The organism is Bradyrhizobium diazoefficiens USDA 110 (assembly GCF_000011365.1).
Taxonomy (GTDB): Bacteria; Pseudomonadota; Alphaproteobacteria; order Rhizobiales; family Xanthobacteraceae; genus Bradyrhizobium; species Bradyrhizobium diazoefficiens.
Genome location: NC_004463.1, coordinates 8604897 through 8621150, shown reverse-complemented (window position 1 = coordinate 8621150; position 16254 = coordinate 8604897). Strand labels below are relative to the sequence as shown.

The following is a 16254-nucleotide window of genomic DNA, read 5'->3' as shown; positions in this document are numbered from 1 at the left end:
CCTGCGGACTATGGGTGCGCCATCTGCTTTGGCCGCGAGCGTGCCCTGGCGGACGAGCGTCCGTTGGCGCGGGTGCCACTCGACAAGGCGGCGCTCACGAAGTTGCCGACGCCATCGATGTATCCGTCGATCGACGTGCCGCGTTTGCGGTACTTGGCGCGCTTGACGTACCAGTCCTGCAGCAGCGGCTTGATCAGCGACGCCGTGAGCCTGACATGGTCGATCGTGAAGGCGCCACTGGCGACGCCCTGCCTGAGGACGTCGGCGATGATCTTCTCGGTCATGGCTTCCATGTCGATCGCGCGCTGACGTTCCGCCGGCGGAAAGGACTTCGCCTCCATGAAGGCGAAGACGAACCAGGGCTGCATCGCCTCGCTCATGCGGATATGGGTCGCGATGATCCAGTCGAGGTGCCTGTGGGCGTCATTCCTGACGTCGTCGGGAGGCGCCGTCAGAACCTCGGTCGCCGTTGCCGCGACCTCGCCGAGGATCATCGACAGGAGCCTGGGCTTGCTGTCGATATACGTATAGAGGCCGCCCATGCTGAGGCCGGAGGCCTCCGCGAGCTGGCGGAGCGTGGTGGCGTGAAAGCCCTGCTTGTTGGAGAGGGTGAGGGTTGCGCCGATGATACGCGCGAGATTTGCGACGGCAAGACGTGGCTTCTGGACGCGGATTGAGTCGCGGTGACGTTCCAGAATGCGCGTGCACAGCGCTTCCGTCGAGAACGCGTTCGTCCAAGGTCGTCGGCGCGCGAGATTCACGCTGCCTCCCCAAATTTCTTCCCGGGTCTTTTGGCGTTGTTGTTGATCCAGGCGTGGGCTTTACACCCTTGTCGTCATTCCTAGCGCAGAGAGTGGCCGTCGGGAAAGGGGGCGGACCAGAATTTTCTGAGAGAGCGCTCGCTCGTTTTTTCCGTGCAATGCAATGTCGTGGGCCCGCCCCGCGACGGAAGGCAGGTCCCCGATGCGCGCAAAGCGCTACTTCAGCAGCGGGCAGCCGCCGTCCTTCAGCGGCCGGAAGGCCTGATCGGCCGGGACTTCGGCGAGCAGCTTGTAATAGTCCCACGGACCCCTGGATTCCTCGGGCTTCTTCACCTGGAACAGGTACATGCTGTGGACCATGCGGCCGTCCTCGCGCAAGCTGCCGTTGTCGGTGAAGGCATCCCTCACCGGCAGCTCGCGCATCTTGGCCATCACGGTCTTGGTGTCCCTGGTGCCGGCGGCCTGCACGGCCTTGAGGTAATGCAGCGTCGCGCTGTAGGTCGCGGCCTGGTTCATCGTCGGCATCCGCTTGACGCGCTCCAGGAAGCGCTTGCCGAAGGCACGGGTCTTGTCGTTGAGGTCCCAGTAATAGGCCTCGGTGATGATCAGCCCCTGCGCGAGCTTCAGCCCCAGGCTGTGCACGTCGGAGATGAACATCACGATCGCCGCCAGGTTCTGGCCGCCGGCGACGATGCCGAACTCGCCGGCCTGCTTGATCGCGTTGATGGTGTCGCCGCCGCCATTGGCAAGCCCGATGATCTTGGCCTTGGAGGCCTGGGCCTGGAGCAGGAAGGACGAGAAGTCGGCGGTGTTGAGCGGATGCTTGACGCTGCCGAGCACCTTGCCGCCGGCGGCCTTCACCACGTCGCCGGTGTCGCGCTCGACCGAATGGCCGAACACGTAGTCGGCGGTGAGGAAGAACCAGGTGTCGCCGCCGTTCTTGACGATGGCGCTGCCGACGGTGTGGGCGTTGGCATAGGTGTCGTAGGTCCAGTGCGCGGTGTAGGGCGAGCAGGATTTTCCGGTGATGTCGGAGCTCGCCGCATCCGTCACGATCATGATCTTCTCGTACTGCTTCGACAGCTCCATCACGGCGAGCGCGGTGGCCGAGGTCGGCAGGTCGATGATCATGTCGACGCCCTCGGTCTCCCACCATTTGCGGGCGATGGTGGAGGCGACGTCGGGCTTGTTGAGCACGTCGGCCGAGACCATGTCGATCGGCTTGCCGAACATCTGCCCGCCAAAATCCTCGATGGCCATCCTGGTGGCCTCGACGTTCCCCATACCGCCGATGTCGGAATAGACCGAGGAGAAGTCGGAGAGCACGCCGATCTTGAGCGGGGTCTGCTGGGCGGGCGACGGATTGATGAAAAGCGCAGACAACAGCCCGGCCGCAAGGGCGGCGCGTGCGATCCGATACATGACATTTCCCCCGATCTTTGTAGTTGGCGCGCCAGATTAGATTGCCCCGGCGAAGGGGCAATTCTTGCGTCATGACGCCGGCGCGCAGGCAATTTGACGCAGTCGACAGCGCCGACTACGCTTCGCGCAAATTGCAAATCTTGGGGAATAGAAATGTCCAGCGACACCGCAGCCACCATCTCGAAAGCGCGCGAGCATTCCATCGGCGATCTCCTGCGCCGTTCGGCGGGCCGCGATCCGGGTAAGCTCGCGATAAGCTGCGGCGGCGTGAGCTGGACGTTCGCCGAGATGGACGCGATCTGCAACCGGTTCGGCCGCGGCCTGCTCGGCCTCGGCGTCAAAAAGGGCGATCGTCTCGCCGTGCTCTCGCGCAACTCCCATGCCTTTGCCGCGCTCCGCTTCGCAGTGGCGCGGATCGGCGCGGTGCTGGTGCCGATCAACTTCATGCTCAATCCGGATGAGATCAATTTCATCCTGAAGAGCTCCGGCGCAAAGCTGCTTGCGACCGGGCCTGATTTCGTCGAGCCCGCGCGAGCGGCCTCGGCCAAGGACTGTGCGGTCGAGAAGATGATCTGGCTCCCGGGCGAGGATCCCGCCACCGCGCCCGCCGGCCTCACCACCTTCGACGATCTGCTTCATGCCGACGGCTCGTTCCTGGAGGCGTCCGTCGACAGCCGCGACCTCGCGCAGATCGTCTACACCAGCGGTACGGAGTCGCTGCCCAAAGGGGCGATGCTGACCCATGAAGCCGTGATGTGGCAGTATGTCAGCTGCATCATCGACGGCGGCATGAGTGTGGACGATAAATTCCTGCACGCGCTGCCGCTCTATCATTGCGCCCAGCTCGACGTGTTCCTTGGCCCGCAAGTCTATCTCGGCGCCTCCGGCGTGATCACGAGAAAGCCTACTGCCGACAACATCCTGGCGCTGATCCAGGCGCACAGGATCACGTCGTTTTTCGCGCCGCCAACGATCTGGATCGCGATGCTGCGCTCACCCAATTTCGACAAGACCGACCTGTCGACCTTGCAGAAGGGCTATTACGGCGCCTCGATCATGCCGGTGGAAGTCTTGCTCGAGCTTCAGCGCCGTCTGCCCGCCGTTAAATTCTGGAACTTCTACGGCCAGACCGAGATCGCGCCGCTCGCGACCGTGCTGCGGCCCGAGGACCAGCTGCGCAAGGCCGGCTCGGCCGGCAAGCCGGTGCTGAACGTCGAGACGCGCGTGGTCAATACGGCGATGGAGGACGTCAAGGTCGGCGAGGTCGGCGAGATCGTGCACCGCTCGCCGCACCTGTTGTCCGGCTATTACAACGATCCCGTCAAGACGGCGGCCGCGTTCTCCGGCGGCTGGTTTCACTCCGGCGATCTCGCTACCGTCGATGGCGAGGGTCACATCACCGTGGTCGACCGCGTCAAGGACATGATCAAGACCGGCGGCGAGAACGTCGCGAGCCGCGAGGTCGAGGAGATGGTGTATCGTATCCCGGCGGTGTCGGAGGTTGCCGTCGTCGGGCTGCCCGATCCGCGCTGGATCGAGGCGGTCACCGCGATCGTCGTGGTCAAGAGCGGCGAGACGCTCGACGAAGAATCCGTCATCAAGCACTGCGCCGGCCAGATGGCGCATTTCAAGGTGCCCAAGCGGGTCATCTTCGTCGATAGCCTGCCGAAGAATCCGAGCGGCAAGCTGCTCAAGCGCGAGCTGCGCCAGCGCTTCGTCGGCGGCGAGACGCTCGACAAGGCGATCCAGAAGAATTTCGGGACGTGAGGCGTCGTTCGCCTTTCCCGCTTGCAGCGCTCTTGCCGTCGACGCGCGCCTGTCCATATTTGAAGCGTCACATCCTGGATCACGAGCCATGTCCCTCTGGACCTGCGAAACCTGCGGCGCGCAATTCCCGGCCAGCGAAAGACCTCCTGCGTCCTGTCCGATCTGCGAGGACGAACGGCAATTCGTGAACTGGAAAGGGCAGACCTTCCTCACCCGCGAGGCGTTGGCGGAAAGCCATCGCATGATCTGTCGCGACGATCTCGGCCTGACCGGTCTTGCACTCGAGCCGAGCTTCGCCATCGGCCAGCGCGCCTTGCTCGTGCCGCTCGCAGACGGCTGCGTGATGTGGGACTGCGTGCCGTTGGCAACGCCGGAGGCGATCGCGCAGGTCCGCTCGCTCGGCGGACTGCAGGCAATCGCGATCTCACATCCGCATTATTATGGCGCGCTCGCCGACTGGAGCGAGGCTTTCGGCGGCATCCCGGTCTTTCTGCACGCGGATGACCGCCAATGGGTGACGCGGCCGCATGCCTCGATCGTGCACTGGACCGGCGACAGCCATCGCATCTCCGACGACGTGGTGCTGCTGCGCAGCGGCGGCCATTTCGCCGGCGCCACCATGCTGCACTGGCGGCAGGGCGCGGACGGCAGGGGCGCGCTGCTCACCGGCGACATCGCGCAGGTGACGATGGACCGCCGCTTCGTCAGCTTCATGTATTCCTATCCGAACTACATGCCGCTCAATGCCACCGCGGTGCGGCGGATCGCCGGCGTTGTCGAGCCGTTCGCCTTCGACCGCATTTATGGCGCCTGGTGGGGGCGCAACATCGCCGCGGGGGCCAAGGCCGCATTCGCGGCGTCGGTCGCGCGCTATCTGGCGGCCATCGCTTGAGCCGGCGAACCGGACAGATACATCTTGCCACCTGCTAATATATGTACTATTCGTACAGTTATTAAGCGTGACGCAATGATGCGTGAGCGGCCCGGCATGATCGATGCATCGCCATTTCAGCGGCGCGTTCTGCGACCGCGTGAGCGGAGTTGAACGCATGACGGCGCAGCGCGACTATGAGACCTTCGAGGCCGGCGACGTCACGCTCCAGTCCGGGGCCATCTTCCCCTCGATGACGCTCGCCTACAAGACGTACGGCACGCTGAGCCCGGCCAAAGACAACGTCATCCTCTACCCGACCTCGTTCAGCGCGCAGCATTACGACACCGAATGGCTGATCGGGTCCGGCGGCGTGCTCGATCCCGAACGCTACTTCATCATCATCCCGAATCTGTTCGGCAACGGCCTGTCGTCCTCGCCCTCGAACACGGCTGGCCCGTTCCCCGAGCCGACCTACCACGACGCCATCGCGGTCCAGCATCGCCTTCTCACCGGGCGCTTCGGCATCTCGAAGCTCGCGCTGGTCTATGGCTGGTCGATGGGCGGCATGCAGGCCTATCACTGGGCGGCATCTCATCCCGATATGGTCGAGCGCGCCGCGGTGGTCTGCGGCAGTGCGCGCTGCGCGCCCTATAATCATGTTTTCCTCGAAAGCGTGAAGGCCGCGCTGACCGGCGATCCCGCCTTCCGTAACGGCCGTTTCGTCGAGAAGCCCACCGTCGGCTACCGCGCCATGGGGCGCGTCTATGCCGGCTGGGCGATGTCGCACGGCTTCTATCGCGACGAGCTCTGGCGCGAGGCCGGTTTCAGCTCGCTTGAGGACTATCTCGTCCGTGGCTGGGACGCGACGTTCGCGCGGCGCGATGCCAACGACCTGCTGGCGCAGATTGGCATCTGGCAGAGCGGCGATATCAGCCGCTGCGCCGCATTCGGCGGCGATCTCGATCGGGCGCTCGCCGCGATCAAGGCGCACATGCTGCTGATGCCGGGCGCCACCGACCGCTATTTCGACGTCCGCGACAACGAGGACGAACTCGGTCGGCTGGTCAACGCAAAATCGGCGGTGCTGCATCCGATCCCGTCGCTGCACGGCCATCGCGCCGGAAATCCCGTCAACAATCCACCCGACCAGGCCTTCATCAGGGCCGAGATCGCACAGCTCCTCAGCAAGTAAGACAGGCATCCGATCATGACTGACGCAACCGTTTCAGAGCCGGGCCACCGCCTGAAGCCGCTCACGCCGGCGATGCTGCGTGAATTGTCGGTGCGCTCCGATCTCAGGGGGACCGCGAAAAGCCTCAGCCATTACGGCCTGGTCGTGCTGGTCGGCGCGCTGGTCTGGAAGGTCTCTTCGGCCTGGGGCGTGTTATGGGCCCTGCCGCTGATGGCGGTGCAGGGCTATTTCGTCGCCTTCCTGTTCATGGCGTTGCACGAGACCGCGCACAAGACCGCGTTCAGGAGCCGTGGCCTCAACCTTGCGGTCGGCTATCCTTCGGGCTTCATCATCGGACAACCTTACGAATATTACTGCCTGTTTCACTGGGACCATCACCGCTACACCCAGGATCCTGAGAAGGACCCGGAGCTGATCGTCGGCGTGAAGCCGAAATCCGATACGCAGCTGGCGCTCGCTTATAGCGGCCTGCTCCAGGTCGCCGGCCGCCTCTGGCTGATGCTCGGCCACGCCGTGACCGGCAAGGTCACGGTGCCCTGGATTCCCGAAAACAAGCGCGCCATCATCGTGCGCGAGGCGCGCGCCTATGCTGCGCTCTATGCGCTGCTGCTCGCGCTCTCGCTGTGGTTCTCCTCGGCGCTGCTGCTCTGGGTCTGGATCGTGCCGCTTGTCATCGGGCAGTTCTTCCTGCGGCCCTATCTCTATGCCGAGCACACCGGCTGCGACCGCACCCGCAGCGCCTTCCAGAACACGCGCACCACCTACACCGGCGCGCTCGTCAAATGGTTCGCGTGGAACATGCCTTACCACGTCGAGCATCACGCCTATCCCTCCATACCCTTCCACGCGCTGCCGAAGCTGAACGAGATCGTCGACGGCGAGATCGTCCATCGCGGCCGCGGCTATATCGCGACGACGCGCGAGACCTGGGCCTGGTTTCGCCGGCACCGGCAGGCCGGCTAGGCAAATGCAAAACCCCGATCGCGGAGCGATCGGGGCTTTGTCGACGGCGCGAGATATCAGTAGATTCCGTAGGCGCAGACATTCACGACGCGGACGCGCAGTCCGTGGCGGGTCTGGACGACGCGCTCCTGGTAGCAGTTGTTGACGCCGGTGTTGACGTAGATTCCGCCAAAGCCCCAGCCGGGACCCCAGTGATGGTGGAAGCCGTGGGCCGAAGCGGCGGTGGGGGCGAGAGCGGCAACGCCGAGCGAGCCGGCAGCGATCAGACCGAGTGCAAGCTTACGAAACATCTTCATTCTCCAGTTGGCGCGAGGCCGTTGTTGTGTCCCTGCATCTCGGTCGGGTCGAAACGCGAATGCGTTCACGGGGCGAGGGGAGAATCGTGTTTCAGGATTGTTTCGTCGACTGCGGCGAGGCGCGCCGCCGTCATGCTTTCCGCGCCGCGCGATAGCGCGCGGCCATGGCCTGCGTCAGCTCGGCCATCTTCTCGCGGAGATCGGCAGGCTCCAGCACCTCGGCCTCGGGACCGAGCCGCAGCAATTCGGCCGCGGCGTGCCATGACGTCTTGCCGGTCGGCACTCTGGCGATGCGCCAGCCGTCCGCGTCGGCAGCGTCCTCGATCTGCGTGCGCGCCCGGACGTAAGGCTGGCTCAGCGCGTCGAGCAGTTTCACGCCGAACGGCGACAGCCGCACGATCGCGACATTCGGATGCATCTCGGCCTCGAGGCGCAGCGTGGCGGCCTGCCAATAGGCGGCGAGATCGAAATCGGCGGGACGATCGAAGCGCTCGTCGAGCGCCGTGCAATCGAGCACGCGCGCGACACGATAGGTGCGCACGCTGCCGTCGACCTGCCCTGCGAGATACCAGCCGCCGCCCTTCAGCACGAGCCCGAGCGGCGCCACGCGGCGCTGCTTTTCGGCGCGCCAGCTCTGGTAGCGGATCTTGATCAGCGTCCCGCGCAGGGCCGCACCGGCAATCGTGCGCAGGTGCTTTGGTTCTTCCGCCTCGCCGAACCAGCCGGGAGCGTCCAGGTGAAAACGCTCCTGCATCCGCCCGGCGTCCGCGCGCAGGTTGGCGGGCAGTGCCGCCATCAGCTTGTTCTGCGCGGCGATCATTGCCGCATCCAGCCCGAGTGCTGCCGCCGGCCCCGGCAAACCGGTCAGGAACAGCGCTTCCGCCTCGTTCTGCGACAGGCCGTTCAGCCGCACGCGATAGCCGTCGAGCAGGCGGTAGCCGCCCTCCGCGCCGCGGTCGGCATAAACAGGGACGCCCGATGCCGCGAGCGCGTCGATGTCGCGATAGATCGTGCGCACCGACACCTCGCAGGCTTGCGCGAGCTCGGGCGCGGTGACTTGCCCCCTGGCCTGGAGGGTGGTGAGGATCGACAGCATCCGGCTCGCGCGCATGACCCCTTAAACCATACCTGACACAGGATGTCAGGTATGGTCCGCTACAAGGTGCGCATCGCCAGACGGCGCCCGAGGAGACCTGCCATGACCGATCCGAACCGCATCACGCTGTATTACTCGCCGCAAAGCCGCGCCACCGGCACGCGGGTGCTGCTGGAGGAGTTGGGGGCGCCCTACGATCTCCATGTCCTCAACATGAAGGCCGGCGAGCAGCGGCAGGGCGCCTATCTCGCGATCAACCCGCTCGGCAAGGTGCCGGCGATCCGCCACGGCGATGCGCTGGTGACCGAGCAGGTCGCCATCACCATTTATCTCGGCGACCTGTTTCCGCAGGCGGGATTGACGCCCGCGCTGGACGATCCGCTGCGCGGCCCCTATCTGCGCTGGATCGCCTATTACGGCGCATCGTTCGAGCCGGCTTTAATCGACAAGTTCATGCAGCGCGAGCCGGCACCGATCACGCAGTCGCCCTATGCCGATTACGACACCATGCTGGGTGCGCTCGAGGCGCAATTGTCGAAGGGGCCGTATCTGCTCGGCGAGCGCATGACAGCAGCAGACGTGCTATGGGGCGTCGCGTTCAGCTGGACGATGATGTTCGGCATCGTGCCGAAAAAGGACGTCTTCGTCCGCTATGCCGAGCGGATGACGTCACGGCCCGCGTTCCAGCGGATCAATGCGGCGGATGACGAGATGGCGGCGCAGCATGCTGCGGCTGCTGTCGGTTGAATGATCCAGGGTTGCAGATGACAATTCACACGACCAATTGCTTCAACACCTTCATCCGGGTCGCTGAAGACTGTCCGGCGCATACTGGCGAGGAGCCGCCGCTGCGCGCGGGAAAGCCGACGGTGGCGTCCCTGCAATACGAGATGATCGCCAAGGCACCCTACAAACACACGTCCGACGACGTGATCTTCGCGACGTCTGCGCCGGGACGCGAGCTCGATGTGAAGGCGACGAAGACGGAGAAGCGTGCGGCCCGTGAAGCGTTCTTCTCCCGGGGGCAGGCGTGCATGAGGGCGTCGAGCCTGGGCAAGCGTTTTGGCTGGGGCGTTCATGCCGACAGTGAGGGCCGGATCGCGATTTACGCCGTCGACAGCAAACGCTACCAGGCGCTCGTCCGCGATCCCAAGCTCACGCAGGTGCGCGCGATGCGGTCGAAGCGGGCGTGATCAGAATTTTGGCGGCCGCTTTTCCGCGAACGCCTTGATGCCTTCCTTGATCTCGTCGCCGCGCATGCTGTCGCGGTGGCGCTGGTCGGCGGCTTGTTCATCCAATTCGCCGCGGGCGAATTCGTTGATGGCGCGCTTCATGCCGCGCATCGCCTGTGGCGCGTTGCCGGCGAGGACGCCGGCAAGCTTGTCGACCTCCTCGTCGAGGAATTCCACCGCCACCATGGCGGTGAGATAGCCGATCCGCAGCATCTCCGGCGCGCTGATCTTTTGCGCGGTCAAAAACAGCCTCTTCGCATTGTCGACGCCGAGCCGCGTCACGTAGCGTTTGATGCCGCTCCGGTAATAGTGCAGCCCGAGCCGCGCCGCCGGCATGAACATCTCGGCGGTGTCGACGCCGATGCGGAAATCGCAGGCGAGCGCGAGGTCCGTCGAGCCGCCATAGACGCCGCCATTGAGCCGGCAGATGGTCGGCACGCCGAGATCCTCCAGCCGGTTGACGACCGCTTCGAAGGCCGAGCCCGCGCTCTGCTGCTCGCTTGCGCTCACCGCGCGCTCGGCGACCGAATTCAGATCATAGCCCGCCGAAAAGGCGCGCCCGGTGCCGGTCAGCACCAGCACGCGGATCGCGGGATCAGCCTCGATCCGGTCGAACAGTTTGACGAGTTCGCCGAGATCTTCGGCCTGGAGCCGGTTGAGATGCTTGGGACGATTGAGGCGGATGGTGGCCCGCGCGCCGTCGCGTTCGAGCACGGGGCCAGAGGCTGCGTCGGCTATATCCGACATTCTTGTCTCCCTTTACCTGTTTTCGAGCGTGCGCCGTTTCGCCTCGGCGTCGATGGTCTCGGCGAGGTCGGGATGCCGCGCCATCAGCACGCGGAAATCGACGAGATCGAGCACCAGGAGCCGCGACACCTTCGTGGTCGAGACGTTGGCGCCGCGCATGTTGTTGCCGAGCAGCGCCATCTCGCCGAAGAAGGCGCCTTCGCCGAGCTGAACCTTCTTGCCGGGCAGGTCGACCTCGACCGCGCCGGCAGCGATAAAATACATGCAGTCGCCCTGCGTGCCCTTGCGGATGATCATGGTGCGCGCCGGCAGCTCCATGGTCCGCAGCATATGGGTGACGTCGGCGATGGCCGCCGGGCCAAGCGCCGCAAAGAACGGCACCTTGCTGACGGATTCCCAGGTCTTGAGGAAATTGTCGCGCCGGGTCTCCGCGGCAAAGCCGGTTGCCAGGATACCGGTCCAGAGACCGAACACGCCGAGGCCGGAGATCATCACCAGCGCCGCCACCATGCGCCCCAGAGGCGTCACCGGCACGACGTCGCCATAGCCGGTCGTCGTCAAGGTGACCACCGCCCACCACAGCGCCGCCGGCACGCTGCCGAAGGTCTGAGGCTGCACGTCCCGCTCCAGGAAATATTCGGCGACGGAGGCGAGGAAAACCACCATCAGGAAGATCACGAGCACGCTGACCAGCGGTCCCGATTCCAGCACCAGGACGCGGCGGAGCTGGCGCAGGCCCGGAATGCCCGGCACCACCTTCAGCACCCAGAGCACGCTGAGCAGCCAGGCCGTCCGAAGCTCGACGCCGAGAACCAGCGCGACCGGCACGGCCAGCGCTCCGATCGCATCGACGATGCCGGCGGAGGAGGACATGTAGAGCGCAAGGCGCTCGGTTCGCCTCATGTGGCGCAGCCGGACGACCCATTCGAACACGAAATAGGCGAGGCAGGCCCAGAGCAGGGCATCGACCCAGCGGGGCGCCGTCTCATAGGCCGGGCCAACCGTCAGCAGCACCATGCTGAGCAGGCCGACGCCGACCGCAACATAGGCCGCCTTGGTCATGTTGCGGCCGGCCGTGGCGGCCACGAACTGGGCCAGAGCGGAGATCAGCGGCTTGAACATGCGGGAAGGTGGCTCGGTCTTGGCTTTAGCGGTCTTGGCTTTAGCGGTCTTCGCTTCAGCAGTCTTGGCTTTTGCGGTCCCGGCTGGGACCTCGGTGTCAAAGTGCCTGCCCGGGCCGAGGCCGTCAACGACGGGCGCGGGCCGCGGCAAATGGGAAGACGAAGGCGGGGGGCGGCAGCCGGTCCCGCCGCTACCTGAAATGCGGCGGCTCGTCGTAGCCGCGGCGGCTGCTGAAGAACAGCAGGACCATCAGGCCGATGCCCACGACGACGGAAAATCCCGCCCCCAGCGCGAGAGCCACATAGCCTTCCGTCGGGATCGGCTCGCCTTCGACCGCCATCGCGGAATAAGCGAAATAGCCAACCGCTGCCAGCATTCCCACGAGGAAGATCATGAGGAGTGTACGCATGGCGCGTTCTCCGGTTGTATCCGGAAACCAATGGTTGCGGATGGGGAGGGTTCCCGAGTTCCGGCGGTTGATCCTCCCGGAAGACGTCCGCCCGCCCTGCCCCGAGAGTGCCAGATGGGCGGGTCAAGCGCTCTGCGCGGTCTTGACCACCACAACGTTGCTGTCGTCGTGCTGGGGAGGGCCGGCATCCGGGGCGGTTTCATCGATCTCGCCCGCATGGCGCTTCAGGTAGTCGCGACGCATGCCGATCTCGTCGCGGACGAATTCGTAGCCGAGCTTGAAGGTGTCGAGCCCGTCGGTACTGATCGTGCCGTCCCGGAGGCCGATGACCGCGCCGCGCAGGATACCTTCCAGCTCGTCCTGGAGACATTCGAGCTGATCCAGCGAGTGGGCGTGCTCGATGCGCTCGCCGATGTCGAGGATGGCGGTGGAGAGCTCGCTGGCCTTCTCCGGTGCGATCCGGGTGATCTTGGCGTAGATGGCGGCGAAGATCGAGCCGATGACGCTGAGCGCCGCGGCGCCGAGATACATCAGGTCGCTGTATTTATCCATGAACGACTTGGTGTCGTCGTTGATGTAATCGGCCGCGCCCTGATGCGCCATCACATAGGCGTCCTTCTCGACCGAGGCCGGCTCGATCCTGCTGGCGAAGCCGCTGTCGAGCCCGAGGGCCGACTTGTTCTCGTAGACGGTGCGCGCGAGTTCGCCCGCCGTGGCCGCCGACATCCTGGATTGCGCGACCAGCAGCCATTCCAGCCCGATCGTTTCGAGATCGTCGTCGGGAATTTCAGGCGAGACCGACAGCGTCCCTGCCGTCAGCGTCTCGTCTGCAATGCCGGGGAATTTGCGCGCCAGCGCCTTGGTCTCGTCGATTGCGTTGAGCGTGAAGCCGCCGCGTTTGGCGACCTGCTCATAGGCCTTGTCCCGCACCGCTTTCGAGGCGTGGACGATGGCGATCACCGCACCGAAGCCGTTTCCCGGCGCAAGCAGCTTGTCGAGTGTTGCGCCCTGCGGCGCCATCTGTATCCTGGCGGCGTCCGGACCGTCGGGGATGTCGAGGATGCCGCGGACGAAGGCAAGCGAGGACTCGTTCTCGGCGAGGACTGCGACCTTCTTCTTCTTCAGCTCGGCAAGCGACTTGATCTTCTTGTTGCCGGGTCCAAGCAGGAGCACGAGGTCGTGCTCGAGGATCGCGAGCGTGCGCGCCCGCAGCGGGACCTTGGCGTCGGTGCGCAGCACGGCGAGGTCGGCCTGCTTGCGGTCGAACTGGGCAAGCGCCTTGGCATTGTCAGGGTTGTTGACGATCTTGATGCGGAAGCGCGAGGCGTTGTTCTTCAGGAGTGCGGCGAGCTTGACCGCGAACAGCGCCTCGTCGCTGTTGGGTGCGCCGACGGCAAAGGTCAGCGTCTCCGAATTGTGCACCAGCGCGCGGCCGGCCCAGACGGTGGCAAGCGACAGCAGCAGGGTCAGCACGACGTACAGCAGGACCTGCTGCTGATTGGTCTTGATTACCTTGGGGCGCCGGGGCGGCGGTTCGACCGACGATGTGGTCGGGCCTTCAGTACTCATGGCAGCACTCTGGCCTTATTCTGGGTCGCGGGCGGCTCGCGGATCCGATCGCTGCGTGCGCCCCTGCAATTCTTAAACGCCTGAAAAAAGAACGATATTCTCTATCGCCAATGATAGCTTGCCGGTACCGGAATGCAAATTTCGAGCCGGAGGTAACCTTACTCCACGCCGACGCGGCGATTGGTCATCCTATCACCAGTTAGCCACAGTTGGCGATTTTCCGGTTCCCCCCGGCTGCATTCCGGTGCGGGAGGTGTCATAAATCAGAGGTCCCGGCGATTTGACCGGTCCAAGAAGAAGTTGCGCTGAACGCTCCAATCTTTTCTTGTCACCTCAATGAGGGCGTCAGCTTTGTCGTTTCCACCCATGTCATCGGCGGTTCCGGTTGAGGCGCTCATTGGCTGGATGTTGTTGCTCACGTTCAAGCACATCATCGCTGATTTCGTCCTGCAGACCGCCTGGATGGCGCATGGCAAGGACCAGAAGCACGGCTGGGCCCTGCCGCTCCTGGTGCATTGCCTGATTCACCTTGCGGTTGCGCTGCCGCTGATCCTGATCGTCGCGCCGAAATTCTGGTTCGTGGCCTTCATCGATTTCGTGATCCACATCACGATCGACCGCGCCAAGGGGTTCGTCTCCGCCAATTTCGGGGTCGACCTTGCGCACCCCTGGTTCTGGACCCTGATCGGCGTCGACCAGGCGCTCCATCACCTGACCGGCTTCGGCCTCTCCATCTTCATGGCGGCGAACTGATTGCTTGCACCCGTCATTCCGGGGCGGTCCGCAGGACCGAACCCGGAATCTCGAGATTCCGGGTTCTCGCTTCGCGAGCCCCGGAATGACGGCAAGTGGCAATTCTCGCCCCTTCCGATTCGCGGGGAGCGCACAAGGAACCCCGGGTGACTACCGTCAGGGGTGGTTAACCTTCCGTTAGAGAATTGCGCTGCATCTTCCCCACACGAGGGAGAACTGCAATGTTTTCAAGCCGCGACGCCTTTGAAAGCGATTTCTGCCCGGTTCGCGACGAGCTCCTTGGCGAGATGTATCGCGCCAGCGAGAGTGGCCTGCCGAGGTTGGTTGAGAGTGTTTCCCCTGACGCACGCGCGAAGCTGGCGCTGTTCTGCTATCGCCGCAGCCATTTGCATTCGCTGGCGGTCGCGATCGCGGGCAGCTGCAGCGAGCGCGACCTGATCGAGAACGGCGGCCGGGTCGGCTCGACGCTCTACGCGCTGTCGCGCGAAGGCGTCGCCAAATCCTCGCCGTCGCTGTCGGGTGGCCGCAAGCCGATCACGCTGTCGACCAAGCCGCTCTCGGTGCTTGCACCGCTCGATGACGAGCTCGACGACGAAATCAGCGAAGCTGTCCCCGCCTAAGGGTTCGCGATCATCGGCAGCCCGAACTTCCGCCGCGCCATTGCGCATTCGGCGTCGCCCGGCATGCAGCTGCGACAGACTTCCGGCCGCACGGCGTAGATGCCGCAGGCGGTCTCTTTCCCGATCTCCCCACGCAACGCCGAGCAGCGATCGCCTTCGCAGCGCATGCCGGACTGCCGCGCATTGACGAGCGCCTCCGGGATCGCCGCAAGCTCCTCGTCGCTCTCGATCGAGAAGCGGGGCCAGTTCTCCGAATAGCCGCAGCAGGCGCCGCAGCTCTGGCAGCAGCTCGACAGGTCGATGGGGGATGGCTCTTCCATCGTCGTCACGTGTCCTTTGGCGGGCCCCAGACCAGGCTCTGCCGCCATTTTGCGCGCAGCACGTCGCGCCGCTCCGGATATTTCTCGTCGAGATAGGTCGCCTCCACGACGCGGTCGGTGCGGAAGCTGCGGAAGTCGCTGCGCAGCTCGCACCAGGCCGCGAGCAGGCGCACGGCTTCGAGATAGCCGACCGAGATCGGCCAGATCATGCGCTCGCTGGGGCGGCCCTGCTCGTCGCGATAGCGCAGCATGATCTTCTTGCCTTCGTGGATCTGGGTGCGCGTGCGCGCCATGTCGAGGCGGTCCGGCTCCCTGTTCCAGCTTGGCCGCGCGCGGCTCGCGGGCTCCAGCACGAAGGGGCGCAGGCGCTCAGGCACGGTGTCGGCGATCTTCGCCATCAGATCTTCGGCCGCGCGCGCCAGTGTGGAATCGGCATGGCCCGCGACCCATTGCGCGCCCAGCACCGCCGCCTCGATCTCGTCGGGTGTCAGCATCAGGGGCGGCAGGTCAAAACCCTTTTCCAGGATGTAGCCCATGCCGGCTTCGCCGCGGATCGGCACGCGCTGGCCGATCAGTGTCGCGATGTCGCGATAGATCGTGCGCTTGGAGGTCTCGAGCTCGGCCGCAATCGCATCCGCCGTCAGCGGCTTACGCGTGCGCCTCAGCACCTGGATGATCTGAAACAGCCGGTCGGCGCGTCTCATGACAATTCTCTTTCCAAATTCCTGACCGCAGCCCGCTCAAAATCCGGCGCGTGGATGCTGACAGGATGTTGGCAGCAGGGGGGTTCTATACCGGGACAACACATCGACTGAAGAGGATTTGTCCATGATCATCCCAACCCATTTCAGCCCGGCCGGTCCGCTGTGGCGGGCGCAGGCCGTGCTGCACGCTTTGGCCTTCAGCCGGCTCATGTTTTTCGATCTCACCGTCGTCGACCTCCGCGTTGCGCTCGCGACCATGGTGACACGCTCGCTGATCCAGGCTGCGGACGCGCTGGTCCGCCACATCATGGGCCGCGCCTGGCGAGGGGCCCGTTTCGCAGAAGATATCACGGCTGCTGCCACCATGGTGGCAGCAGCCCGCGGTTAGGTTCCGTCAACTCTTTCTT

At 64.8% G+C, this 16254-nt stretch carries 19 protein-coding genes; 9 read left to right on the top strand and 10 right to left on the bottom strand.

The window, feature by feature from the left end:
- Positions 1 to 8: 8 nt before the first annotated feature.
- Both BJA_RS39930 and BJA_RS39925 read right to left on the bottom strand, forming a co-directional pair.
- Positions 9 to 761, bottom strand: a complete 753-nt coding sequence (locus BJA_RS39930) for a TetR/AcrR family transcriptional regulator (RefSeq protein ID WP_011090590.1) — start codon at positions 759 to 761, stop codon at positions 9 to 11.
- 216 nt (positions 762 to 977) lie between these two features.
- On the bottom strand, positions 978 to 2183 hold the full coding sequence (locus tag BJA_RS39925; protein ID WP_011090589.1) for an ABC transporter substrate-binding protein: 1206 nt from the start codon (positions 2181 to 2183) through the stop codon (positions 978 to 980).
- Positions 2184 to 2336: 153 nt separating this feature from the next.
- Between BJA_RS39925 and BJA_RS39920 the strand changes: the two genes are divergently transcribed.
- The 4 genes from BJA_RS39920 (at position 2337) to BJA_RS39905 (ending at position 6979) form a co-directional block, all read left to right on the top strand.
- Positions 2337 to 3950 carry an acyl-CoA synthetase gene (locus BJA_RS39920; RefSeq protein WP_011090588.1) on the top strand — a complete coding sequence of 538 codons (1614 nt, stop codon included), beginning with the start codon at positions 2337 to 2339 and terminating at the stop codon, positions 3948 to 3950.
- A gap of 88 nt (positions 3951 to 4038) precedes the next feature.
- Positions 4039 to 4842, top strand: coding sequence for a hypothetical protein (locus BJA_RS39915; protein WP_011090587.1), 804 nt, complete (start codon positions 4039 to 4041; stop codon positions 4840 to 4842).
- Positions 4843 to 4999: 157 nt separating this feature from the next.
- Positions 5000 to 6016 (top strand): alpha/beta fold hydrolase, encoded by a 1017-nt coding sequence (locus BJA_RS39910; RefSeq protein WP_028173775.1) that lies wholly within the window; start codon positions 5000 to 5002, stop codon positions 6014 to 6016.
- 15 nt (positions 6017 to 6031) lie between these two features.
- Positions 6032 to 6979, top strand: coding sequence for a fatty acid desaturase (locus BJA_RS39905; RefSeq protein WP_011090585.1), 948 nt, complete (start codon positions 6032 to 6034; stop codon positions 6977 to 6979).
- A gap of 56 nt (positions 6980 to 7035) precedes the next feature.
- Here BJA_RS39905 and BJA_RS39900 read toward each other — a convergent pair whose 3' ends face one another.
- Positions 7036 to 7269 (bottom strand): hypothetical protein, encoded by a 234-nt coding sequence (locus BJA_RS39900; protein ID WP_027543365.1) that lies wholly within the window; start codon positions 7267 to 7269, stop codon positions 7036 to 7038.
- Positions 7270 to 7405: 136 nt separating this feature from the next.
- The gene (locus BJA_RS39895) at positions 7406 to 8386 is read right to left on the bottom strand and encodes a helix-turn-helix transcriptional regulator (protein ID WP_011090584.1); all 981 of its coding nucleotides are present in this window, start codon (positions 8384 to 8386) and stop codon (positions 7406 to 7408) included.
- Between the two features lie 87 nt (positions 8387 to 8473).
- Between BJA_RS39895 and BJA_RS39890 the strand changes: the two genes are divergently transcribed.
- Entirely contained in the window at positions 8474 to 9118 is a 645-nt protein-coding gene (locus tag BJA_RS39890; RefSeq protein WP_011090583.1) for a glutathione S-transferase family protein, read from the top strand.
- A gap of 17 nt (positions 9119 to 9135) precedes the next feature.
- A complete protein-coding gene (locus BJA_RS39885) occupies positions 9136 to 9564 on the top strand; it encodes a DUF6157 family protein (RefSeq protein ID WP_011090582.1) in 429 nt (142 codons plus the stop codon).
- Here the strand turns inward: BJA_RS39885 and BJA_RS39880 are convergent, their stop codons facing one another.
- From BJA_RS39880 to BJA_RS39865, 4 genes are all read right to left on the bottom strand, one after another.
- On the bottom strand, positions 9565 to 10350 hold the full coding sequence (locus BJA_RS39880) for an enoyl-CoA hydratase/isomerase family protein (protein ID WP_011090581.1): 786 nt from the start codon (positions 10348 to 10350) through the stop codon (positions 9565 to 9567).
- Positions 10351 to 10362: 12 nt separating this feature from the next.
- Positions 10363 to 11472 carry a cyclic nucleotide-gated ion channel gene (locus BJA_RS39875; RefSeq protein WP_011090580.1) on the bottom strand — a complete coding sequence of 370 codons (1110 nt, stop codon included), beginning with the start codon at positions 11470 to 11472 and terminating at the stop codon, positions 10363 to 10365.
- 190 nt (positions 11473 to 11662) lie between these two features.
- Positions 11663 to 11881 carry a hypothetical protein gene (locus BJA_RS39870; RefSeq protein WP_028173782.1) on the bottom strand — a complete coding sequence of 73 codons (219 nt, stop codon included), beginning with the start codon at positions 11879 to 11881 and terminating at the stop codon, positions 11663 to 11665.
- A 123-nt stretch (positions 11882 to 12004) separates the two neighbouring features.
- Positions 12005 to 13450, bottom strand: coding sequence for a TAXI family TRAP transporter solute-binding subunit (locus tag BJA_RS39865; protein ID WP_011090579.1), 1446 nt, complete (start codon positions 13448 to 13450; stop codon positions 12005 to 12007).
- A 405-nt stretch (positions 13451 to 13855) separates the two neighbouring features.
- Between BJA_RS39865 and BJA_RS39860 the strand changes: the two genes are divergently transcribed.
- Together BJA_RS39860 and BJA_RS39855 are read left to right on the top strand one after the other, a co-directional pair.
- Complete coding sequence (locus BJA_RS39860) at positions 13856 to 14203, top strand: DUF3307 domain-containing protein (RefSeq protein ID WP_049832502.1); 348 nt, start codon at positions 13856 to 13858, stop codon at positions 14201 to 14203.
- Between the two features lie 221 nt (positions 14204 to 14424).
- Complete coding sequence (locus tag BJA_RS39855; protein ID WP_028173785.1) at positions 14425 to 14823, top strand: hypothetical protein; 399 nt, start codon at positions 14425 to 14427, stop codon at positions 14821 to 14823.
- Here the strand turns inward: BJA_RS39855 and BJA_RS39850 are convergent.
- Positions 14820 to 15143, bottom strand: a complete 324-nt coding sequence (locus BJA_RS39850; RefSeq protein ID WP_038966146.1) for a YkgJ family cysteine cluster protein — start codon at positions 15141 to 15143, stop codon at positions 14820 to 14822. The genes BJA_RS39855 and BJA_RS39850 overlap by 4 nt on opposite strands.
- 5 nt (positions 15144 to 15148) lie before the next feature.
- Positions 15149 to 15847, bottom strand: coding sequence for a helix-turn-helix transcriptional regulator (locus BJA_RS39845; RefSeq protein ID WP_011090575.1), 699 nt, complete (start codon positions 15845 to 15847; stop codon positions 15149 to 15151).
- A gap of 124 nt (positions 15848 to 15971) precedes the next feature.
- On the opposite strand from BJA_RS39845, the gene BJA_RS39840 reads away from it, so the two are divergent.
- Positions 15972 to 16235, top strand: a complete 264-nt coding sequence (locus tag BJA_RS39840; RefSeq protein WP_011090574.1) for a hypothetical protein — start codon at positions 15972 to 15974, stop codon at positions 16233 to 16235.
- Positions 16236 to 16254: the final 19 nt, after the last annotated feature.

Coding starts and splice junctions, on each gene's coding strand:
- BJA_RS39900 (WP_027543365.1), bottom strand. CDS start 7,269: ATGTTTCGTAAGCTTGCACTCGGTCTGATCGCTGCCGGCTCGCTCGGC.
- BJA_RS39920 (WP_011090588.1), top strand. CDS start 2,337: ATGTCCAGCGACACCGCAGCCACCATCTCGAAAGCGCGCGAGCATTCC.
- BJA_RS39865 (WP_011090579.1), bottom strand. CDS start 13,450: ATGAGTACTGAAGGCCCGACCACATCGTCGGTCGAACCGCCGCCCCGG.
- BJA_RS39850 (WP_038966146.1), bottom strand. CDS start 15,143: ATGGAAGAGCCATCCCCCATCGACCTGTCGAGCTGCTGCCAGAGCTGC.
- BJA_RS39905 (WP_011090585.1), top strand. CDS start 6,032: ATGACTGACGCAACCGTTTCAGAGCCGGGCCACCGCCTGAAGCCGCTC.
- BJA_RS39880 (WP_011090581.1), bottom strand. CDS start 10,350: ATGTCGGATATAGCCGACGCAGCCTCTGGCCCCGTGCTCGAACGCGAC.
- BJA_RS39885 (WP_011090582.1), top strand. CDS start 9,136: ATGACAATTCACACGACCAATTGCTTCAACACCTTCATCCGGGTCGCT.
- BJA_RS39890 (WP_011090583.1), top strand. CDS start 8,474: ATGACCGATCCGAACCGCATCACGCTGTATTACTCGCCGCAAAGCCGC.
- BJA_RS39845 (WP_011090575.1), bottom strand. CDS start 15,847: ATGAGACGCGCCGACCGGCTGTTTCAGATCATCCAGGTGCTGAGGCGC.
- BJA_RS39855 (WP_028173785.1), top strand. CDS start 14,425: ATGTTTTCAAGCCGCGACGCCTTTGAAAGCGATTTCTGCCCGGTTCGC.
- BJA_RS39910 (WP_028173775.1), top strand. CDS start 5,000: ATGACGGCGCAGCGCGACTATGAGACCTTCGAGGCCGGCGACGTCACG.
- BJA_RS39870 (WP_028173782.1), bottom strand. CDS start 11,881: ATGCGTACACTCCTCATGATCTTCCTCGTGGGAATGCTGGCAGCGGTT.
- BJA_RS39895 (WP_011090584.1), bottom strand. CDS start 8,386: ATGCGCGCGAGCCGGATGCTGTCGATCCTCACCACCCTCCAGGCCAGG.
- BJA_RS39875 (WP_011090580.1), bottom strand. CDS start 11,472: ATGTTCAAGCCGCTGATCTCCGCTCTGGCCCAGTTCGTGGCCGCCACG.
- BJA_RS39915 (WP_011090587.1), top strand. CDS start 4,039: ATGTCCCTCTGGACCTGCGAAACCTGCGGCGCGCAATTCCCGGCCAGC.
- BJA_RS39840 (WP_011090574.1), top strand. CDS start 15,972: ATGATCATCCCAACCCATTTCAGCCCGGCCGGTCCGCTGTGGCGGGCG.
- BJA_RS39860 (WP_049832502.1), top strand. CDS start 13,856: ATGTTGTTGCTCACGTTCAAGCACATCATCGCTGATTTCGTCCTGCAG.
- BJA_RS39925 (WP_011090589.1), bottom strand. CDS start 2,183: ATGTATCGGATCGCACGCGCCGCCCTTGCGGCCGGGCTGTTGTCTGCG.